Consider the following 18,500-nt stretch of genomic DNA (forward strand, 5'->3'; position numbering starts at 1 on the left):
ATGAGAAGTCGGGCCGGTGCCCGATCCCATCGGTCAGGGCAGCCGGTAGCTGAGGCTGAGGACGAACCCGCCGGCCGTCGACCTGCGTGCCACGCCCTCCTGCACCACCGCATCCATGAACTGGCCGCGCAGCGCCGGCTCCAGCCCGATGCTCCAAGCGCTGTTGAACCGGTAGCGCACATAGGCCCTGGCCGTCCAGCCGAGCACCCATTGGCGCACGGCAGCCGGGTCCGCATCCGCGTAGCCATCGCCTTCTTCCGCCGGCAGGGAGATATCACGGCGCGTCAGCAGCCCGATCGACGGACCGCCGCGCACCCCGATGCTCCACCGGCCTTGGACTGCGTGCGCATCGAGCAGCAGCGGCAACTCGATGTAGCTGGTGCGGTTCACCCGCTGGCGGGCCTGCCGGATGACCAAGCGGGTGGCCGTGGTATCGTAAGCTGAACGGATCACCATCACCGTGGCAGGCACGTTGAACCCGTAGTATTCCATCTGCCCCTCGCCGTTGAAGGCCGAGTCCGTGATGACAAGCAGGGTGGTGTCAACCGGGGTCAGGTACCAGTACCGGTCGAGCTCAATGGTCGTCCGGATAGCCTCCGGGGTGCTGAGGCGATCGGCGAAGGACCCGTGATGCAGTCCGAACCCGATGCCGAGGTTCCGGTTCATCCGCATGGCCTCCGCTCCAACGCCAACGCTCAGCTGCGGGGAAACCGACCAATCGCTCGCGGCATTGCCCCGATAGTCACTGGTGGCAGAGAAGCCTCCCGCCAGCGCCCCCACCTCCCAGCTCCAGCGGCTGATCCGGAGCGGCTGGATCACCGGGCCTGGCTCCACCGTGTGGGGCAATGCCGGAGCAAGGCTGGCGGAGATGCCCAGCAGCATGGGAATGGCCGTCCGCTCCGCCCCTTCCGATCGGGAGGCATCCTCACTGCGCAGACCGATCAGTGAGGCTGAAGCGTCCTCCCCAAGGGCCGACCGCAGGACACCCGGTTCATCGCCCGACAACGCGAGGGCGGAACTCAGCTCGGGGTTCGGCTCAAAGCGCCGACCCGGTGGCAGGCCGGCATCCCGTAATCCGCTCCCGACAGGCTCCGGTACAATGCCACCATCGCCCGTATCGGCTGTGCGGTCCGCGGGGGCATGGGCAGCTGGTTCCGCGGCCGCGCGCCCAATGGCCGGATTCACGGGCAGCATGGGATTGGCTGCTGCGAAAGGGGCCGTCGCGTCATGATGATGGCTTCCGGTCACGGATGGAGCACGGGGCGTGTCCGGAGCAGCAGCGTCTCCGCCAAGGCTGGATGCCCGATCGGCCCGTTCGATCGGCGCTGCGGCCTCTGTCTCACGCGAGGTGGCTCCTCCTTCCATCTCCGCATTCCCTGCCGCCGCCGGCTGCCCGGCTGCACCGGCAGCAGCGCTCCCCGACACCACGGTCCTGCTGTGCTCTCGGGCCCATGGCTCGCCGCCAAGGATCCAGGCCATGCCCACTGCTGCCAACAAGCCGCCCAGGTACCAACCCCAACGACGACGCCTCCCCTTCCTGGCGGCAATGGCACGTTGCGCATCGAGCCAGGCCGATTCCTCAAAGGGGTATGCACGCTCTTCCAGCTTGCGCCGCGCCAGCTCGTCGAATTGCTCGTTCAGGTTCATGGCAGTGCGTTCTTGACGGCGACGGTGGCCAACCGAGCGATGGATTGCTGCAGCACCTGCCGGGCATGGCTCACGTGCCATTTTGAGGTGCCCTCGCTGATGCCCAGCATGGTGGCGATCTCGGCATGCCCGAAGCCGTCGATGGCGAAGAGATTGAAGACCTTCCGCGACATGTCGGGGACGCGGGAGAGGAGCTCGGCGAAGGCCTCGGCATCCATCTGCCGCAGGTAGTCGTTCACCTCGGTGAGCGCGCCCTCATCCAGCGGCGCATCGAGCGATTCGCTCTGCCGGCGCTGGCGGTCGTGGCGGTGCTGGTCGATCACGGTATTGATCATGATGCGTCGGGTCCAGAGCTCGAAGGGGACCTCGGGCCGTCGTTTGTCCAGGTTCGTCAGGATCTTCAGGAAGCCCTGGTTCATGCGGGCCACGGCATCCTGCTTGTTGCGTTCGTAGCGGCCACAGATGGCCATCATCTGCCCGTACAAGGCGCGGTACAGCTCGTACTGCGCCTTGGGCTCCTCGCGGAGGCAGCGTTCGATGAGGCTCTCGGGGACCATGCCATTGTGCCGAAGGGCACCCGCCTCATGGCGGGTGCCCTTCGGCCTCAGGTGTGCAATCAGTGTTTCACGAAGCGGAAGCTCATGGTATCCTGTCCGTTGCCCATGCGGAGCATGTACATGCCGGCTGGCAGCGAACTGGTGGCGACCTCCAGCTGGTTGGTGCCGCCGGTGACCATCGCACCCGTGCTCAGCACCACGCGCCCGTTCACGTCCACTACGGCCATCGCCAGATTGCCGCGCAGGTTGGTGTCGAAGCGGAGGTTCAGCACATCGTTCACCGGGTTGGGCCACAGGCGGGTGTCGGTGAAGGCGGGCTGGTCGGCGATGCCGGTGGGCAGCTGGCTGATCACGCGGATGGTGAAGCCGTTGCGGACCTCGGCCTCTGGTGCCATACCCTCATAGAAACCGCCCCCATCGATGCTGATGCTGTCGCAATAAGTGCTTGAGCACCCGGCATCGTCGGTGAGCGTGAGGCAGAGGTTGTAGGGGCCGCTCTGGGCATACACGTGCGTAGGGTAGGGATCGAAGCTGCCGGTACCGTCTCCGAAGTCCCACTCGAACTGGAAGGGGCTGGTGCCGCTACTCAGGTTCCACACCCAGAGCTCATACGGGATGGGGGCCACCTCCCCGCCGAGGCTGTCATAAGCCTGGATCACCCAGAAACCGGCCTGGCAACCGGTGGTGTTGGTGATGCACTCGCAATTCACGCTCCACGTGCCGCTAGCGCCGGTGGCAGGGTTGGTGCAGGGTGCTCCCGGGACGTTTGGACCATTGGGGATCTGGAGGCAGTCATACACGACCGGTCCATCCACCAGCATACCGTTCGCATCGAACAGCACGGTATCGCAGAGGTAGCTGGTGCATCCATCGGCATACATGTTCAGGCAGGCACCCCAAACACCGGGGCCATTGTAGGTATAGCTGGTCTCGAAGGCGGTGATCGCCGTGGAGGGGAAGTCCCAGATGTACTCGATGGACCCCGTGCCGCCGCTGGAGCAGTTCGTGAACGCCGCGGTGAAGGGGATCGGGGCGCCATTCCCATCGGTGGCCTGCGATGCGGTAAAGCAGGCCTGGCAATCACCGTTCGTGAGGATGCACTGGCATTCCGCGTTCCAGATGCCGTTCCCGCCGCCAGTGCTGGTGCAAGGCGTTCCCGGCAGGGCACTGCCACCGGGTACGCCAAGGCAATCCGGTGTCGTGCTGCCACAGTTGAACACCACGTACACCATGGCCGAGTCCAACACCGGGTCCGCCTCGTAGAGCACGGTGTCGGATTGCATGACACCGAGGCACGGTGTGCTGATGATGAAGCCACCAGACCCCGAAATCATGTTCAGCGTCACGCTGAAGCTGCACGTGGGAGGCAGCACCGGCACATCAATGTCCTGCGCAGGCTCAGTTCCGGGCAGTGTTTCGATGTTCACGAATGAGTTGGGAGTGCAGCCGGCCACCGTACCGTATACGGTGACCTCGTATGGGATTTGGGCAATGGCGGCCATACCGGCCGAGAGGGCGGCGGTGAGGGCCAGGGAGCGAAGTGCGTGTTTCATGGGATTACGGTTCGTTCGTTGGGCGTTCATTCCCATACACGGTGCCGCTGGCCCCTGGGTTGGGTGCGTCTGAAAATTACTGCGATCGGACCGCCCGAACGCAGAAGCGCCCCGCATGGCTGCAGGGCGCTCCTGGAAGGATCGAACGGCGGATCACCTCGCTTTCACGAACCGAATGCTGAGGCTGCTGCCGTTGCGGTCGGTGGCACGCAGGGTGTAGATGCCCGCAGGCAGGTCGGCGATGTCGAAGCGATGCTGGCTGCGACCGGCGTTCATGGCCCGGCTTTCCTGGCGGACCTCACGGCCGTTGACATCGAAGAAGCGGATGCTCAAGGGGCCATCGGCCGTGGATACCAGGGCCAGGTTCAGGTCGCCGTTGCTGGGGTTGGGCCAGATGGCGGCGTGGGAGAGGTCCTGCAGCTCGGCCATGCTCGTGGTGAGCGGGTTCTGCACATTCAGCGTGAAGCCGTTGGTGCGATTGGCCGACGATGCGTCGTGGCCACCGAGGATCATCCCGTTCAGCAGGCCGTTCTCATCAATGGAGACACTGTCGCAGCTGGTGCTGGTGCAGCCGCTGGCATCGGCGATGGTGAGGCAGAGCAGGTAGGGACCGTTCTGGCTGTAGGTGTGCGTGGGGAAGGGGTCGGTGCTGGTGGTGCCATCGCCGAAGTTCCACAGGTAGGAGAGCGCGCCGTTGCCGGTGCTCAGGTTCCACACCCACACTTCGTTGGGCACGGGCAGGCTGTCCTGGCCGTAGGCTTGGATCACCCAGAAGCCGGCCTGGCAGGGCAGACCGCTTCCGCTGGTGCAGTTGCAGTTCGCATCCCACACGCCGATGAAGTTGGTGCCGGGTGTCCAGCAGGGGGTGCCGGGCAGGTTGCTGCCGTTCAGCACACCGAGGCAGTCGTAGGCGCCGCCGGTTGAGTCGGGCACACAGACACAGTCGGCGCTCCACGTGCCGGTGAAACCGGTGGCCGGGTTCGTGCAGGGCGTGCCGGGCATGTTGGGGCCGTTCAGGACCTGCAGGCAGTCGTAGAGCATGGGCGGGTTCACCGAGATGCCGCCATTGGCATCCACCACCACGGTGTCGCAGTCCACGCTCGTGCAACCGCTGGCATCGGCGATGGTGATGCACACGCCATAGACACCGGGTTCAGCATACGCGTGATCACCGGACGAATTGGCTACCCCATCCCCCCAGTTGATCTGGTAGGTGAGCGGCGCCGTACCCTGCGAGCAGTTCGTGCCCAGCACGGCGAAGGGAATGGCATTGCCGCTCTGGTTGATCACCGGCCCCAGTTCGATGCAGGCCTGGCAGTTCATCAGGGTCGGCACGCACTCGCAGTTGGCGTTCCAAATGCCCGTCGATCCGTTGGGGTTGACGCAGGGCGAGCCCGGCACGTTGGGGCCGTTGGGGATCTGCAGGCAGTCGAAGTAGTTGGCGCTGGCCGAGACGCCGCCGTTCGCATCCACATACACGGTATCGCAGAGCACGCTGGTGCATCCACCCGCATCGGCGATGGTCAGGCAAACGCCGTATGCCCCTGCGGCAGTGAAGGTCCAATCCGCGTTCTGTGAGGTGGAAGCGCTCCCGTTGGGCAGCCACCACTGGTAGGTGAACGGCGCGTTGCCGGTGGAGCAGTTCATGAATCCTGCGGTCCACGGACTGTTGGAGTACACCGTGAAGCAGGCCTGGCAGGAAGAGGCGTTCGGCACGCATTCGCAGCTGGCGTTCCAGGTTCCGTCCACGCCGAGGAAGGTGGTGCAGGACGTGCCGGGCAGGGCGCTGCCGCCGGGCACCCCCAGGCAGTCAGGCGTTCCGCCACCGCTGCAGTTCAGGGTGACCATGATCGAGTCGGCACCCGAAGGGCCGACTTGGTACTGGCCCACTGCGGTGAGCATGGCCCCGTTGCAGGCCACATTGAACGTGAAGCCGCCACCAGGGCTTTGCATCCAAGCCACGGTATCGAACCCGCAGTTCACCAGGTCGAGCGTGTAGCTCCAGGTGGGCTGCGTGTTGGGCATGGACGAGATGGTCACCTGGCTGTTGGGCATGCAGCCCTGCACCATTCCCGTGATGAGGATGGGATAAGGCGGTATGGGCTGGGCGAAGGCGGCCAGCCCGACAAGGGAGGCGCCTGTGAGCAGCAGGGAGCGGAATGTGTGGTTCATGGGCGTGAGGATCGGTTGTTGGGCGTTCACATCCATACACGGTGAACACCCTGGCCGGGTTGGGTGGCCCACGAATTTAATCTTTCGCCCTCAGCCCAAGGCCCCGTCGATCACCGCATCATCAGCCTCGTTCGGCAGGGTCACCTTCAGCAGCGGCGTGCGCTTCATCTCCTGTTCGATGCTCCATACCGCGTTGGGGTTGCGGGCCCAGGCGCGGCGCGCGATGCCGTTGTTCACGTCCCAGTGCAGCATGCTCTTCAACCGCCGGTCGCTGTCGGCGCTGCCGTCGAGCACCATGCCGAAGCCGCCGTTGATCACCTCGCCCCAGCCCACGCCGCCGCCGTTGTGCAAACTGATCCATGTGGCGCCGCGGAAGGCATCGCCCACGAAGTTCTGCACGGCCATGTCGGCGGTGAAGCGCGATCCGTCGCGGATGTTACTGGTCTCGCGGTATGGGCTGTCGGTGCCGCTCACATCATGGTGGTCGCGACCGAGCACGATGGGCGCACTGATCTCGCCGCGTTTGATCGCCTCGTTGAAGGCCTGCGCGATGCGGATGCGGCCCTCGCTGTCGGCGTAGAGGATGCGCGCCTGGCTGCCCACCACGAGCTTGTTCTGCTGCGCGCTGCGGATCCAATGCAGGTTGTCGGCGATCTGCTGTGCAATCTCGGGCGGTGCCTCCTTCCCCATCGCTTCCAGCACATCGCCGGCGATGCGGTCGCTGGTGGCGAGGTCCTTCGAATCGCCGCTGGTGCACACCCACCGGAACGGACCGAAGCCGTGGTCGAAGCACATGGGGCCCATGATGTCCTCCACGTAGCTGGGGTAGCGGAATTCCTCGCCGTGCTTGCCGGCGATGTCGGCACCCGCGCGCTTGCTTTCCAGCAGGAATGCGTTGCCGTAATCGAAGAAGTACATGCCCTGCTCGGCGAGGGTGTTCACGGCGGTCACATGGCGGCGCAGCGTCTCCTGCACGCGCTGCTTGAAGGCGGCCGGGTCCTTCACCATGAGCGCGTTGCTCTCCTCGTAGCTCAGGCCCACGGGGTAGTAGCCGCCGGCCCAGGGATTGTGCAAACTGGTCTGGTCGCTGCCGAGGTCCACATGGATGTTCCGTGCGGCGAGGCGCTCCCATAGGTCCACCACGTTGCCGAGGTAGGCGATGCTGTGCGCCTCGCCTTTCTTCTGCCAGGCGAGCGCGGCATCGATGCACGCGTCCACGTCGGTGATCACCTCATCCACCCAACCCTGGCTGTGGCGCTTGTAGGCCGCCGTGGCGTTCACTTCGGCACAGATGGTGACCACGCCCGCGATGTTGCCGGCCTTGGGCTGGGCACCGCTCATGCCGCCCAGGCCTGCGGTGACGAAGAGCTTGCCCTTCGTTCCCGGCGACGACTGGATCATGCGGCAGGCGTTGAGCACGGTGATGGTGGTGCCGTGCACGATACCCTGCGGGCCGATGTACATGTAGCTGCCCGCGGTCATCTGGCCGTACTGCGTCACGCCGAGGGCGTTGAAGCGCTCCCAGTCGTCGGGCTTGCTGTAGTTCGGGATCATCATCCCGTTGGTCACCACCACGCGCGGGGCATCGGGGTGGCTGGGGAAGAGGCCGAGCGGGTGGCCGCTGTACATCACCAGCGTCTGCTCGTCGGTCATCTCGCTCAGGTACTGCATCACCAGACGGTACTGCGCCCAGTTCTGGAACACCGCGCCGTTGCCGCCGTAGGTGATCAGCTCGTGCGGGTGCTGCGCCACGGCCGGGTCCAGGTTGTTCTGGATCATCAGCATGATGGCCGCGGCCTGCTTGCTCTTCGCGGGGTAGTGGTCGATGGGCCGCGCGTGCATGGGGTGCTCCGGACGCAGGCGGTGCATGTAGATGCGGCCGTATTCCTGCAGCTCCTGCGCGAACTCGGGCGCGAGGGTGCTGTGGTGCTTCGGGTGGAAGTAGCGCAGCGCGTTGCGCAGGGCCAGCTTCTTCTCCTCGGCGGTGAGGATATCCTTGCGCTTGGGCGCGTGGCTCACGCCGGCGTCGAGCGGGCGGGCAGGCGGGAGCGCCTCGGGGATGCCTTCACGAATGGCCTGCTGGAAGGCCTGGAGCTCGGAAGCGGTTGCGGTGGGCATGTGTGCGAATGCTATGGCCGGAACAATCGCGGCGCGGCGAAGTTCGGGCTAGCGGGCTATCACCACGCGTTGCGGTGCCACGCCATCCACCGAAACGAAGTAGATGCCCGGCGCGAGGTGCTGCACGTCGATGGTCTCGTTCGCTGAAGCGATGTGCTGGGTGAGGACGAGACGCCCCTCGAGATCTCGGATGCCCAAACCAGCGCTAATTGGCGCTTGCTTCATGAATATCCTGTCTGTTGCGGGATTGGGGAACACTAGACCGCCGTTGTTCTCACGTTCCACAATTGCGACATCCCAATTGATGACAGGAGGCGGCACAATGGTATCCCCACCGATAACCGCTCCAACCAACTCCACAAGGTGCTCGCCTTCTCCTGGAGAGAGGCGAAACCACATCGTGCGAAGACCGACACCCTCCTCGTACCATGCAGATACTGGTTCGGGGTGCCGCGGAAACATCCCTTGAAGTGGGGATCCAGTGGCGTTAAACCCGCAAAGCATGCTGTTGACAGACGGTCCAATTGGTTGATATCGCATCTCGGCTTTTCCGCTTGGAGCCAAACTGTACTGGGCAATTGATCGAACGTCATAACCGGGATAGTAGGCATTCTCACAGATGGAAGTGTCGATTACCTCGCCAGGGAAAGCCCCAAGCAGCGGGTGCTTCACGAGTAGCTCATCGCGCACCAAGGACCATCCATTGTACGGAACTGGCCAGTCCGGTACACTTATCGGCGGAAACGTGACCCCTAGTCCGCCAGGCCAATCAATTGCCCACGATGTCGTATAGAACACGCCTTCCGATGAATCCATACGGCCGGTAATCCTAACCTTCCAATATGATGGAAGAGAGGTATTGTAGTGAAGCCCACCCGGATACGATATGTGGTAGATTGAAAGAAGCCAATACGTCAACTCATCCCCCGGCTGATAATCGAAGTACGCCAGCGGATTAGGATAAACCCGCCCAACACCTGGCCCTTCCACGCCTATCAACTCCACGGCATTCGAGCCGCGACAGAAACGCCGGATGCCGAATGAACGACTCAAGATGATCGTGTCCTGGCTGCTCAGCACGATGCTGCGCAGGGTGTCCTGCACCCCGAACAGCGCTTCGGTCCATTCGGCATCAACAGTAGCCGTTACTCCGTTGCTTAAGTCAAAGCTCCATGTAGCACCGGGGCCAGCAGAACCGCGAATTATGAAGGTGTCCGCACCGAAGAAGCGCCAGTCGTTCCCCGCCTTCACGCACTCGATCCCAAGGAACTGCGGTTGGTTCACTCGAACGAAACAGCCGGCGCAGGTATTGCCGATCGCAGGGCAGGTATCACACACAACCGCCACCCTGTTCAGTTCATATCTGAAGCTATCCGGCCCCAGCGTATCCACATCCATCACGCGGATCTGGTGGCGAATGGTATCGGTGCCGTCGTTGCTGTAGTTGTAGCGGTACGCGGGATTGAGCAAGACCCAATCCTGGGCGGCAGCCGTAAGGGCTTGGAAGAGCAATACCAAGAGTATGATTCCCCGCATGGCACAGTGAAGATAGCCGGGCGTTCCGTAACGCTGCTTACCCCCTCACCTTCTTCACCGCCTCGTGCCCATAAGGACAGTGCTTGCAACGGTTGCCGCAGCAGTATCCCCGTTTCAGGTGGTACTGCTCCGTGAAGACCAGGTAGCCTTCCTTGGAGAAGTAATAATCGCCCGGCTCCAAGCCAAGGCGCTCGAAGCGGTCGTCAGCGGGACGTTGGGCGTTGCCGTCGCGGTCCATGATGCCGGGTTAACACTTGCAGCGGCGGTTGGTTCAATCGCCCGGGCGAAGTTCCGGGCCGGGACACCCGAAGTGGGCCTTCCGGCACGTTCTTTCCACAGGAGGTGGTTGATTCACCGGTGGATGGATTGTGAACAACACCCTGGAACCCCGGTAGTTTCGCCCCTTCCCGGGGACTGCCCCGTACCGACCATGCGCCTTGTTGATCTGTGGATAACCCGTTTACTGGCCCTGCTGCTGCTGGGTGTGCAGGGCGCTTGGGCTCAAGGGCAGCCGCCCAACAAGCGCTTCACCGCAGAGGAATACATCGGGCAATGGAAGGAGGTGGCGGTGCGGAAGATGAAGGAGCACGGCATTCCAGCCAGCATCACCCTGGCGCAGGGGCTGCTGGAGAGCGGCAATGGCAACAGCGAGCTGGCGCGGACGGCCAACAACCACTTCGGCATCAAGTGCACACCCGACTGGACCGGGGGGAAGAGCTACCACGACGATGACCGCAAGAACGACTGCTTCAGGAAGTACCGCGATGCCGCCGACAGCTTCGAGGACCACAGCAAGTTCCTGAAGCGGCAGCGTTATGCGGCCCTCTTCGAGCTGCGGCCGACGGATTACAAGGGATGGGCGCGGGGGCTGAAGGCGGCCGGGTATGCCACAGACCCGAGCTACCCGCAGAAGCTCATCACCCTCATCGAACGCTATGAGCTGCAAAAGCTCGACCAGGGCATCGACGTGGCGTACAAGCCTTCCAAGGGGGAAGGACCCAAGCCTGCTCCCGAGCAGAAGGGGCGTCGGACGGCCATCGGGGGGGAATCCATCACCATCACCGCCGGGCGGTCCGTGGAGGTGTCGGATGGCCGGGTGAAGTTCGTCCGTGCCCGGTCGGGCGACAGCTTCCGCAAGCTGGCCGATGAGCTGGGGACGACCCACGGCATGCTGGCCCGTTGGAACGACCTGGACAAGGAGGCGGCGCTGAACGAGGGGCAGATCATCTACATCCAGCCCAAGCGCAACAAGGCCGCCAAGGCCGATGTCCACACGGCGCACGAGGGCGAGACCCTGTGGGGCGTTAGCCAGGCGTACGGCGTGAAGCTGAGCAAGCTCGCGCGCTACAACAACCTGCCGGAGGGCGCGAAGCTGAAGGGAGGCCAGCGCATCGCCCTGCGCAAGCCGCGCCGCTAGGTGGCCGCACGGCCCACCTTATGGGCCATGATGCCGGCGATGGTGCGCGCCCGCTCCTTGGCCTCATCCGCCTTCGGGCCGCTGAAAAGGTCATCCACTGCGGCCTGCCAATGCGCCAGCCATCGCTCGAAGTGGCGCGGCTCCATCGGATGGGTTCGTGCCAGCCGGATGTGCGTCGTCATCGGATCGCCCTGGTAGGAGCGGTCGCCGAGCAGCACCATTGCCCAGAATGAGGCGATCCGGGGGATGTGATGGCCCCAGTCCAGGTCCGCGAAGAAGTGGCCGAGCTCCGGGTCGGGGCGCACCCGCTCGTAGAACGAGCGCACCAGGATGGCGATGTCATCGGTCGTGCGGATGTCGTGCCTCCCCGCCTCCCTTTCAAACGGCCGATTCCCCACGCCCTTGCCCCGCTCAGTCGTTCTCGCCGGTGAAACGCGCCACCTCCTCCTTGGTGCCGAAGAGCACGAGGATGTCGCCCTTCACGGGCACGAAGTCAGGGTCCATGACGCCCAGGGCGCCGAGCTTGATGGACCTGCGGCCAAGGAAGCTCTTCTCGCTCTCCTTTCGCAGCACGGTGACCAGTCCGAGCTGCCGCTGACGCAGCTCCTGGATCTGGCTGAGGGGCTTGTCCACGAACTTGTCGGGCACGACGATCTCTGCGATGATGAAGCCGCCCGGCAGCTCGAATTGGTCCACGAGCCGGCGCAGATTGAGTTTGCGGGCGAGGCCCTCGGCGGCCTTCTCCTCCGGGTGCACGATGTCGGTGACGCCCATCGAATTGAGCACCATCTCGTGGAGCGGATTGATGGCGCGGCTGATGACGCGCTTCACCTTCAGGTTCACCAGCAGCGCGGTGGTCATGATGTTGGCGCCCTCGTTCTCCCCGATGGCCACCACGGCGGCATCCACGTCGGTGAGGGGCAGCGTGCTCATGGCCTGCGGGTCGTTGCTCTCGAGGCACACCGCATAGCTCACCTCGCCCTTGATGGCCTCCACCTTGTCCATGTCGTGGTCGATGGCGATCACCTCGTGGCCCATGGCGGTGAGCTTGATGGAGAGGTGCCTGCCGAAATTGCCGAGGCCGAACACTGCGATCTTCATGGGCGGTCAGTTGATGAGGATGTCCTCCTTGGGGTACCTGTATTTGCTCACCTGCACCTGGCGCAGCACGCCCACAAGCAGCGTGAGCGCGCTCACACGGCCGACGAACATCACAACGACCAGCACCACGCGGGCGGCATCGCCCAGCTGCGGAGTGAGGTTCATGCTCAGGCCCACGGTGCTGAAGGCGCTGAAGCACTCGAAGGCGATGGGCATGAGCCCATGCCTTGCCTCGAGCGACGCCACCACGCTGATGGACAGCCCCAGGAAGATGAGCGAGAGCACGATGGAGGCGAAAGCGCGCCGCGTGCTGAGGTTGCTGATCTCGCGGCCGAAGAACTCGATGCGACGGCGTCCGCGCGCCGTGGCGAAGATGTTGAGGGTGGCGACCCCGAAGGTGGTGGTCTTGACGCCTCCGCCGGTGCTGCCGGGCGATGCGCCCACATACATCAGCAGCAGCACAACCATGAGCGTAGGCGTGGTGAGGAGCGCGGTATCCATGACATTGAAGCCGGCCGTCCGCGGGGTTACGCCCGTGAAGAAAGCCGCTGTGATGCGCCCCCACCAGGACCCATGCTCAGCAAGGCCGTGGTTCCACTCGAAGACCAGAATCGACAATGTGCCGAGCACGATGAGGAAGGCCGTGGCGAGGAGCACCAAGCGGGTGCTCAGGTTGACCACGCGCGGGTAACGCTGGCAAGGCGCACCGGTCAGGAATCGCCTGATGCGCCCGGCCACCCAGAATCGCACGTAGCGGCTGAAGTTGAAGATGATGCCGAACCCGAGGCCGCCGAAAACGAAGAGCAGCGCGATCACCCAGAGCAGCGGGTAATTGAAGCGGAATGCAGGGTCGTAGAGCCCCAAGCTCGCGGTTGAAAAGCCTGCGTTATTGAAGGAGGAAACGCTGTGGAAGAGCGCGAAGAACATCCGGTCCGCGAACGAGTCGAACACGGTATCGGAGACGCTCAGGTAGATGAGCCCCGTGCCTAGCAGCTCCACGCCGAGCGTGAAGAGGATCACCTGGACAATGAAGCCCCGGGCGCCGCTGAGCGTCGTGTTCGCGATGTCGCGCACGCGCAGTTGCTCCTCGAGCGAGGTTCGTCCCTTGAAGAAGAAGGCGAAGAAGCTGGTGAAGGTCATCACTCCGAGGCCACCGAGCTGGATCAGAAGCAGCAGCACCCATTGCCCCATGGCCGTAAGGTCCTTGCCGACATCGATGGTGCTGAGGCCGGTGACGCACACGGCGCTCGTGCTCGTGAAGATGGCCTCCACCAGGGTGATGGGGCGCGTAGTGGCATTGGGCAATAGGAAAAGGGCTGCGCCTATGGCGATGAGGACGAGGAAGCTGGTGACGAAGAGAAGCGCCGGGTTGAACAGCGTGCTGTTGCGCCCTATCTCCAGGCGCGATAGCTCGATGAAAGAGAAGGTGAGCAGGAACCCGAGCAATGGCCAGTGCCCGAACCCGGCGAACACGCGCGCAGCCACCGCTTTCCCGATGACCAAGCTGAGCACCGCCACCAACCAGATGAGCTCGGCCTTGCGGACATGCTCCCCGCGAAGAGCCGTGCGCAGCAAGCTGCCCAAGGTGACGAAGGCCGCTGCGATGACCAAGCCGTAGCTGAGCTGCTCAAGCAGCACGTAGGTGGAGGGATCGGCGCGATAGCCGAACTCCAGGAGCAGCAGGAATGCGGTGAGGATGATGACCGTGACCTTGGCCAGGCCCACCACTTCCTTGCGCAATGCCGTGCGGAGAAGTGCTCGTTTCATGGGGCCTGGCGGCGCGGGCCGCCGGATAGCCGTGGCAAATCTAGCAGGGCACGTGCACAGCGCAACCGGGATGGCGCGTTGCCCGGCTCATGGCAGCCGGAAGGTGGTGAGCCGGCCGTCCGGTGTGACCGTCACCGCCTCGGGGAGGCCATCCAGGTTCAGGTCACCCATGGCATGGGGCGCATGGGTATGCCCGGGCCATGGCACGGCGGCCCTTACCCACCGCCATGCATCGCCGGTCGCTGCATCCAGTTCACCGATGGCCAGGCTGTCCGTCCGGCTGGCATCCAGCGCGGCCACGGCGGGCGGAGCGGCACCATTGCCCAGTGCTGCCAGCAGCTCGGCGGCGGTCGGCACCTCCAGCGGCATCACCCACTCCGGCGCGCCATCCCCATCGAGGTCCTGCGCAAGGCCATCGGGCAGCGGCTGCTCCTCGCCGGAAAGCGATGCGCAGCGCAGGCGCAGGTCCTGATCCAGCCAGATTAGGCGCGTCCGCAGGGCCTCCTGACCCGGGAGCACAGCCACCAGCCGCTTCGGTCGCTCCAGGGTCGCCGTCACATGCAGGCGGTCCTTGCCGCGCCGATCGAGGAGCCTCACCCCGCCGGCCTCATCCAGAACGAGCAGGTAGTCCTTGCCGCCGATGCGCAGGTGGCGAACCGGCGCGATCGCCGGATGCGCCAGCCGGGGCGGCTCCCAGCCTTGAACCGGAGCCCAGTCCAGGTCTAGGTTGAGGATGCGCCTGTCCTGCAGCGGGACAAGCACGCGGTACTCCCGCCGACCCTCGTAGTCGACCACGGCCATGGGTGCCGCCACTGGCGACGGCAGGGCATGCGGCGGTCCGCCGACATCGTTGCCGTTGCGGTCGATGAGGTAGGCCGTGCGCGCCGTGGCCAGCAGCAGCTGAAGCTTGCCGTTCCGGAACCGATCCACCTGGTGCACGCCGCCTACGATGGGGCCTTCGAGCGCCCGGCTCCAGAGTAGCTTGCCCGAAGCGCCGAAGAGGTGGATGCGGTGCAGGGTATCCTGCACGAGCACTTCGCGCGTGCCGTTGACGTGGTTGAGGACAATGTCGGGCCGACGCGCCACGTGCGCATCGAGCTTCACCGACCAGAGCGCTGCGCTGGTAGAGGAATCGGCGCGCCCCGCCTGCGACCGGGCCCGCAGGCCCACCGCGACGTGGAGCATGCCGTCCGGTGCGCCGGAGGCCTGGATGGAGAGCGCCGAATGATGCGACAGCAGGCCCACGAGGCGGTTGAAGGTCGGCTCGGCATCAGCACGCAGACCGGACCTGAAATGCGCCGCCTCGCGCCCGGGGTCGCACCACCAGGTGAGGCCGGCCTCATCGGCCATCTCCTTGAACCAGGCCTTGGCAGCAGGCTCTTCCGCCAGGCTGCCCCCATCGAGCCAGGCATCGATCGAGGACCGCACGGCATCGGGGTCGTCGCTCATCACCACATGGCTGCCGAGGATGGCCCACCACGGCTGCTGCGGCAGGGGCGCCGGCCGGCCCATCAGCGTCTCCTTGGGCAGAAAGGACGGGTAGCGCGTGAGGCGGATGCCGCGATAACCGATAGTGTCGCAGGGCGCGCCGGCGCAGGGCTCCATGAGTTCCTCTTGGGCGCGATCGGGATCCACGGCACCGGCGATGAGCCAACGGCGCTCCGGGCCGAGCGCCAGGGCTTCACCCACCGGCCCGAGCATCCATGGAGTCGCTGCCTCCGCTGCCCGCGAGCGGTCATCCTGCCCGGCCATCGAAGCGACGAGCGCATCGGCATCCCCGATGTGCCGCACGTGAAGCGAGGAAACCGATGCCGGCAGCATCCGCGCCACGCTCCAGGGGCCGGCACCCTGCTCCAGCAGCCCGCGAATCAGGGGCGAATCCTGCGCTCCCGCGAAGAGACCGCTCAGGATCAGCGCATCAGGCTTCATGCGCACATCGAACGCCATCCATCCGGCAGGAAGCGCGAGGGCTTCCACCTGCCGGGCCTCCCAGATGTCGCTGAGCAGCCCGGCGAGCCGCCGGGTCTCCACCAGCAGATGGGGTTCGTCATGGCCGCTCAGCGTGGCGCGCGCCTTGGCGAATAGCGAATCGGACGCGATGGGCCTGCCGCGCTCCAGCTGCAAGAGCGCCTCATCGAGGAGCTGGCTCGAGGGCGAGGCCAGCCACAGGCCGCTTCGGGCCGCCGCGCTCAGGTCCACGCCCTCCACGCGCACGGGCGTGGGGCGGCCCTCGGAAAAGGCATTGCGCGAGGCCTCGTCCAACGCCAGCAAACCTGCCAGCGCATGCAGATCCGCCTCTCCTTGGGCACGGCCGATGACCAGGGGCGCCGCGCCCGCCTGACCAACGCGCATCACCGCCACGATCACCGGCGATCCCGCCAGCGCATCGCGCAGCGCGGCATCGCCCTCCATGCGCTTGGCGGCATGGGCCATGACCCGCGCCAGCCGCACCGCCGCGGAATCGCTCTCCCACGCGCGCCAGACGAGGGAGGCATGGGTGAAGCGGTCCCAGGCAGCGAAGGCATCGGGGACCTCGAGCACGATGGCAGCCTCGGCCGGCACCGCGCGCCAGGGGTCGGCGCGTTCCACCTGGTCGCGATCCCATTGCCAGAGCGTAAAGGCCGCGGCACCCAGGATGGCCAGCAGCACAAAAGCGATGAGCGGACGGCGCATGCGAGCCACAAATGTGGCCCTCCATGGCACCGGTGGCCCACCGCCCGCAAGGGCCTTGCGCACAGGGCCCTGTGGACGGAAGGGGCGGATCAGAACAGCGAAGGCTGGCCTGGCAGCAGCCGGAAGCTGCGGCGGTGGTGGGGGCTGGGACCGAAGCGGGCGATGGCCGCGCGATGATCGACCGTGGGATAACCCTTGTTCACGGCCCAGCCATACTGCGGATGCGCCTCGTGCAGGCGGCGCATCAGCTCATCGCGGTGCGTCTTGGCCAGGATGCTGGCCGCCGCAATGGCACGGAATCGCCCATCACCCTTGATGTGGCAGCTGTGCGCAATGCCGGGATACGGCGCGAAGCGATTCCCATCGACCAGCAAGTGCACAGGACGGATGGCCAGGGCATCCACGGCCCGGTGCATGGCGCGGAACGATGCCTGCAGGATGTTCACCGCATCGATCTCGGACGGATCCACGATGGCCACCGCCCACGCGAGCGCCTGCTCCTCGATGAGCGGGCGCAGCCCTTCGCGCGCCCCTTCGCTGAGCTTCTTGCTGTCGTCAAGGCCGCGCAGCCTTACCCGGTGCGGAAGGATGACCGCCGCCGCGACCACGGGACCGGCCAGGCATCCGCGTCCGGCCTCGTCGCACCCGGCTTCGAGCACGCCCTTGAGGTGATAAGCGGCGAGCGGCATGCGCGCTAGCGTGTGTCGGTGGTGCGGGGTATGGCGACGGGGTCCGGGCGAAGGCTCATCGCAGCAGGATGCAGGCCGGCATCATGGCACATGCGCTCGAAGCTGGCCCATAGCGCCTCAGCGGCCTTCTCCCATGTGTAGCGCTCACTGCGCTTGAGCCCGGCCCTGCGCAGCTGGTCGCAGAGGGCCCCATCGCCCCAGACCTCATAGAGGGCGCGGCTGATGGAGGCCACGCTGAACGGATCGCAGTAGTGGGCGGCATCGCCCGCCACCTCGGGCAGGCAAGAAGTCTCGGCCGCCACCACGGGAACGCCGCAGCGCATGGCTTCGGCCACGGGGATGCCGAACCCCTCGAAGTAGCTGATGAAGGCGAGTGCATGCGCCGCGCCGAGGGCCTTGTGCAACTCGTCCTGCCCGAGCCTGCCGGTGAACACCACGCGTTCCTTGTGCCGCACCTGCTTCCAGGCCTGCTCCATGCGCTGGTCCCACCAGAAACGCTCACCCACGATCACCAGCCGCATATCGCTCGGGTGCTGGATGAGCAGCTGGTCGAAGGCGAGGAGGAGGCGCGCGATGTTCTTGCGGGGATGCAGGGACCCTATGCAGACGAAGTAGGGCGCTCCACCGGTGAGCCGGGCGCGGGCGGCCGAACGCTCCGATGGATCCAGCGGCCGGAAGGCCTCGCCGACGCCATTGTAGAGCACATCGATGCGCCCTTCGTCCACCTCGTACCGGGCAGCGATGTCGCGCCGGCTGAATTCGCTCACGGTGGCAAGCCTCGTGGCGTGGCGGGCGAACCGCGGGAAGTAGGAACGGTAGTAGCGACTGTACGCGCGGGGAAGGTCCTCCGGGTAATGCTCGAAGTTGAGGTCGTGCACCACGGCGAGCGCAGGCACCGTGCTCCGCAGGGCCACGAATCCATCGGGGCTGATGAACGCATCGGCTTTCAGGTCCCGCAGCTTCCGCGGGAGCAGCCAGTCGAACCACAGCCGGTAGAGCAACGGATGCCGCGTGGGCGGACCCATCACCACGGGACGCACATTGTGCCCGTAGATGAAGCGCTCATCGTACGGCCGGTCGAAGAGGAAGAGGAACTCGTGCTCCGGATGCGCCTGCACGATGCGCCTCATCACCTCATGGGTGAACCAGCCGATGCCCTCGAGCTTGTCCGGCAGCAGCAGTCGGGTGTTGACGGCGATGCGCATCCAGCGGCAAAGGTGGCGATGCTCCGGCCTGGAATCCGCATCGGATCACGGGCCGGCGATCGGCC

At 65.3% G+C, this 18,500-nt stretch carries 14 protein-coding genes; 1 reads left to right on the forward strand and 13 read right to left on the reverse strand.

Annotated elements, in window-relative coordinates; all coding sequences use genetic code 11:
• Nucleotides 1-33: 33 nt before the first annotated feature.
• The 7 genes from QY325_10250 to QY325_10280 all read right to left on the reverse strand — a co-directional run bounded on the left by QY325_10250 (nucleotide 34) and on the right by QY325_10280 (nucleotide 9,821).
• Nucleotides 34-882, reverse strand: coding sequence for an outer membrane beta-barrel protein (locus QY325_10250; GenBank protein WKZ65140.1), 849 nt, complete (start codon nucleotides 880-882; stop codon nucleotides 34-36).
• Between the two features lie 761 nt (nucleotides 883-1,643).
• Nucleotides 1,644-2,204, reverse strand: a complete 561-nt coding sequence (locus QY325_10255; protein ID WKZ65141.1) for a sigma-70 family RNA polymerase sigma factor — start codon at nucleotides 2,202-2,204, stop codon at nucleotides 1,644-1,646.
• A 59-nt stretch (nucleotides 2,205-2,263) separates the two neighbouring features.
• Nucleotides 2,264-3,757 carry a PKD domain-containing protein gene (locus tag QY325_10260; protein ID WKZ65142.1) on the reverse strand — a complete coding sequence of 498 codons (1,494 nt, stop codon included), beginning with the start codon at nucleotides 3,755-3,757 and terminating at the stop codon, nucleotides 2,264-2,266.
• A 153-nt stretch (nucleotides 3,758-3,910) separates the two neighbouring features.
• Entirely contained in the window at nucleotides 3,911-5,929 is a 2,019-nt protein-coding gene (locus QY325_10265) for a PKD domain-containing protein (protein WKZ65143.1), read from the reverse strand.
• Nucleotides 5,930-6,019: 90 nt separating this feature from the next.
• Nucleotides 6,020-8,047, reverse strand: coding sequence for a urocanate hydratase (locus QY325_10270; protein ID WKZ65144.1), 2,028 nt, complete (start codon nucleotides 8,045-8,047; stop codon nucleotides 6,020-6,022).
• 48 nt (nucleotides 8,048-8,095) lie between these two features.
• Nucleotides 8,096-9,583 (reverse strand): T9SS type A sorting domain-containing protein, encoded by a 1,488-nt coding sequence (locus tag QY325_10275; protein ID WKZ65145.1) that lies wholly within the window; start codon nucleotides 9,581-9,583, stop codon nucleotides 8,096-8,098.
• A gap of 37 nt (nucleotides 9,584-9,620) precedes the next feature.
• The gene (locus tag QY325_10280) at nucleotides 9,621-9,821 is read right to left on the reverse strand and encodes a DUF5522 domain-containing protein (GenBank protein WKZ65146.1); all 201 of its coding nucleotides are present in this window, start codon (nucleotides 9,819-9,821) and stop codon (nucleotides 9,621-9,623) included.
• A 192-nt stretch (nucleotides 9,822-10,013) separates the two neighbouring features.
• Here QY325_10280 and QY325_10285 point away from each other — a divergent pair, with 192 nt between their 5' ends.
• Nucleotides 10,014-11,000: a glucosaminidase domain-containing protein gene (locus QY325_10285; protein WKZ65147.1), complete on the forward strand. Its 987-nt coding sequence runs from the start codon at nucleotides 10,014-10,016 to the stop codon at nucleotides 10,998-11,000.
• Here the strand turns inward: QY325_10285 and QY325_10290 are convergent.
• The 6 genes from QY325_10290 to QY325_10315 form a co-directional block, all read right to left on the reverse strand.
• Complete coding sequence (locus tag QY325_10290; GenBank protein ID WKZ65148.1) at nucleotides 10,997-11,398, reverse strand: group III truncated hemoglobin; 402 nt, start codon at nucleotides 11,396-11,398, stop codon at nucleotides 10,997-10,999. The two genes, QY325_10285 and QY325_10290, sit on opposite strands and share 4 nt — an antisense overlap.
• A gap of 13 nt (nucleotides 11,399-11,411) precedes the next feature.
• The gene (locus QY325_10295) at nucleotides 11,412-12,101 is read right to left on the reverse strand and encodes a TrkA family potassium uptake protein (protein ID WKZ65149.1); all 690 of its coding nucleotides are present in this window, start codon (nucleotides 12,099-12,101) and stop codon (nucleotides 11,412-11,414) included.
• A gap of 6 nt (nucleotides 12,102-12,107) precedes the next feature.
• Nucleotides 12,108-13,868, reverse strand: a complete 1,761-nt coding sequence (locus tag QY325_10300; protein ID WKZ65150.1) for a potassium transporter TrkG — start codon at nucleotides 13,866-13,868, stop codon at nucleotides 12,108-12,110.
• 87 nt (nucleotides 13,869-13,955) lie between these two features.
• Nucleotides 13,956-16,541, reverse strand: coding sequence for a hypothetical protein (locus QY325_10305; GenBank protein ID WKZ65151.1), 2,586 nt, complete (start codon nucleotides 16,539-16,541; stop codon nucleotides 13,956-13,958).
• 89 nt (nucleotides 16,542-16,630) lie between these two features.
• On the reverse strand, nucleotides 16,631-17,230 hold the full coding sequence (locus tag QY325_10310; GenBank protein WKZ65152.1) for a ribonuclease HII: 600 nt from the start codon (nucleotides 17,228-17,230) through the stop codon (nucleotides 16,631-16,633).
• 5 nt (nucleotides 17,231-17,235) lie between these two features.
• A complete protein-coding gene (locus QY325_10315) occupies nucleotides 17,236-18,435 on the reverse strand; it encodes a glycosyltransferase family 1 protein (GenBank protein WKZ65153.1) in 1,200 nt (399 codons plus the stop codon).
• Between the last annotated feature and the right edge of the window lie 65 nt (nucleotides 18,436-18,500).

The organism is Flavobacteriales bacterium (assembly GCA_030584065.1).
Lineage (GTDB): Bacteria > Bacteroidota > Bacteroidia > Flavobacteriales_F > PHOS-HE28 > PHOS-HE28.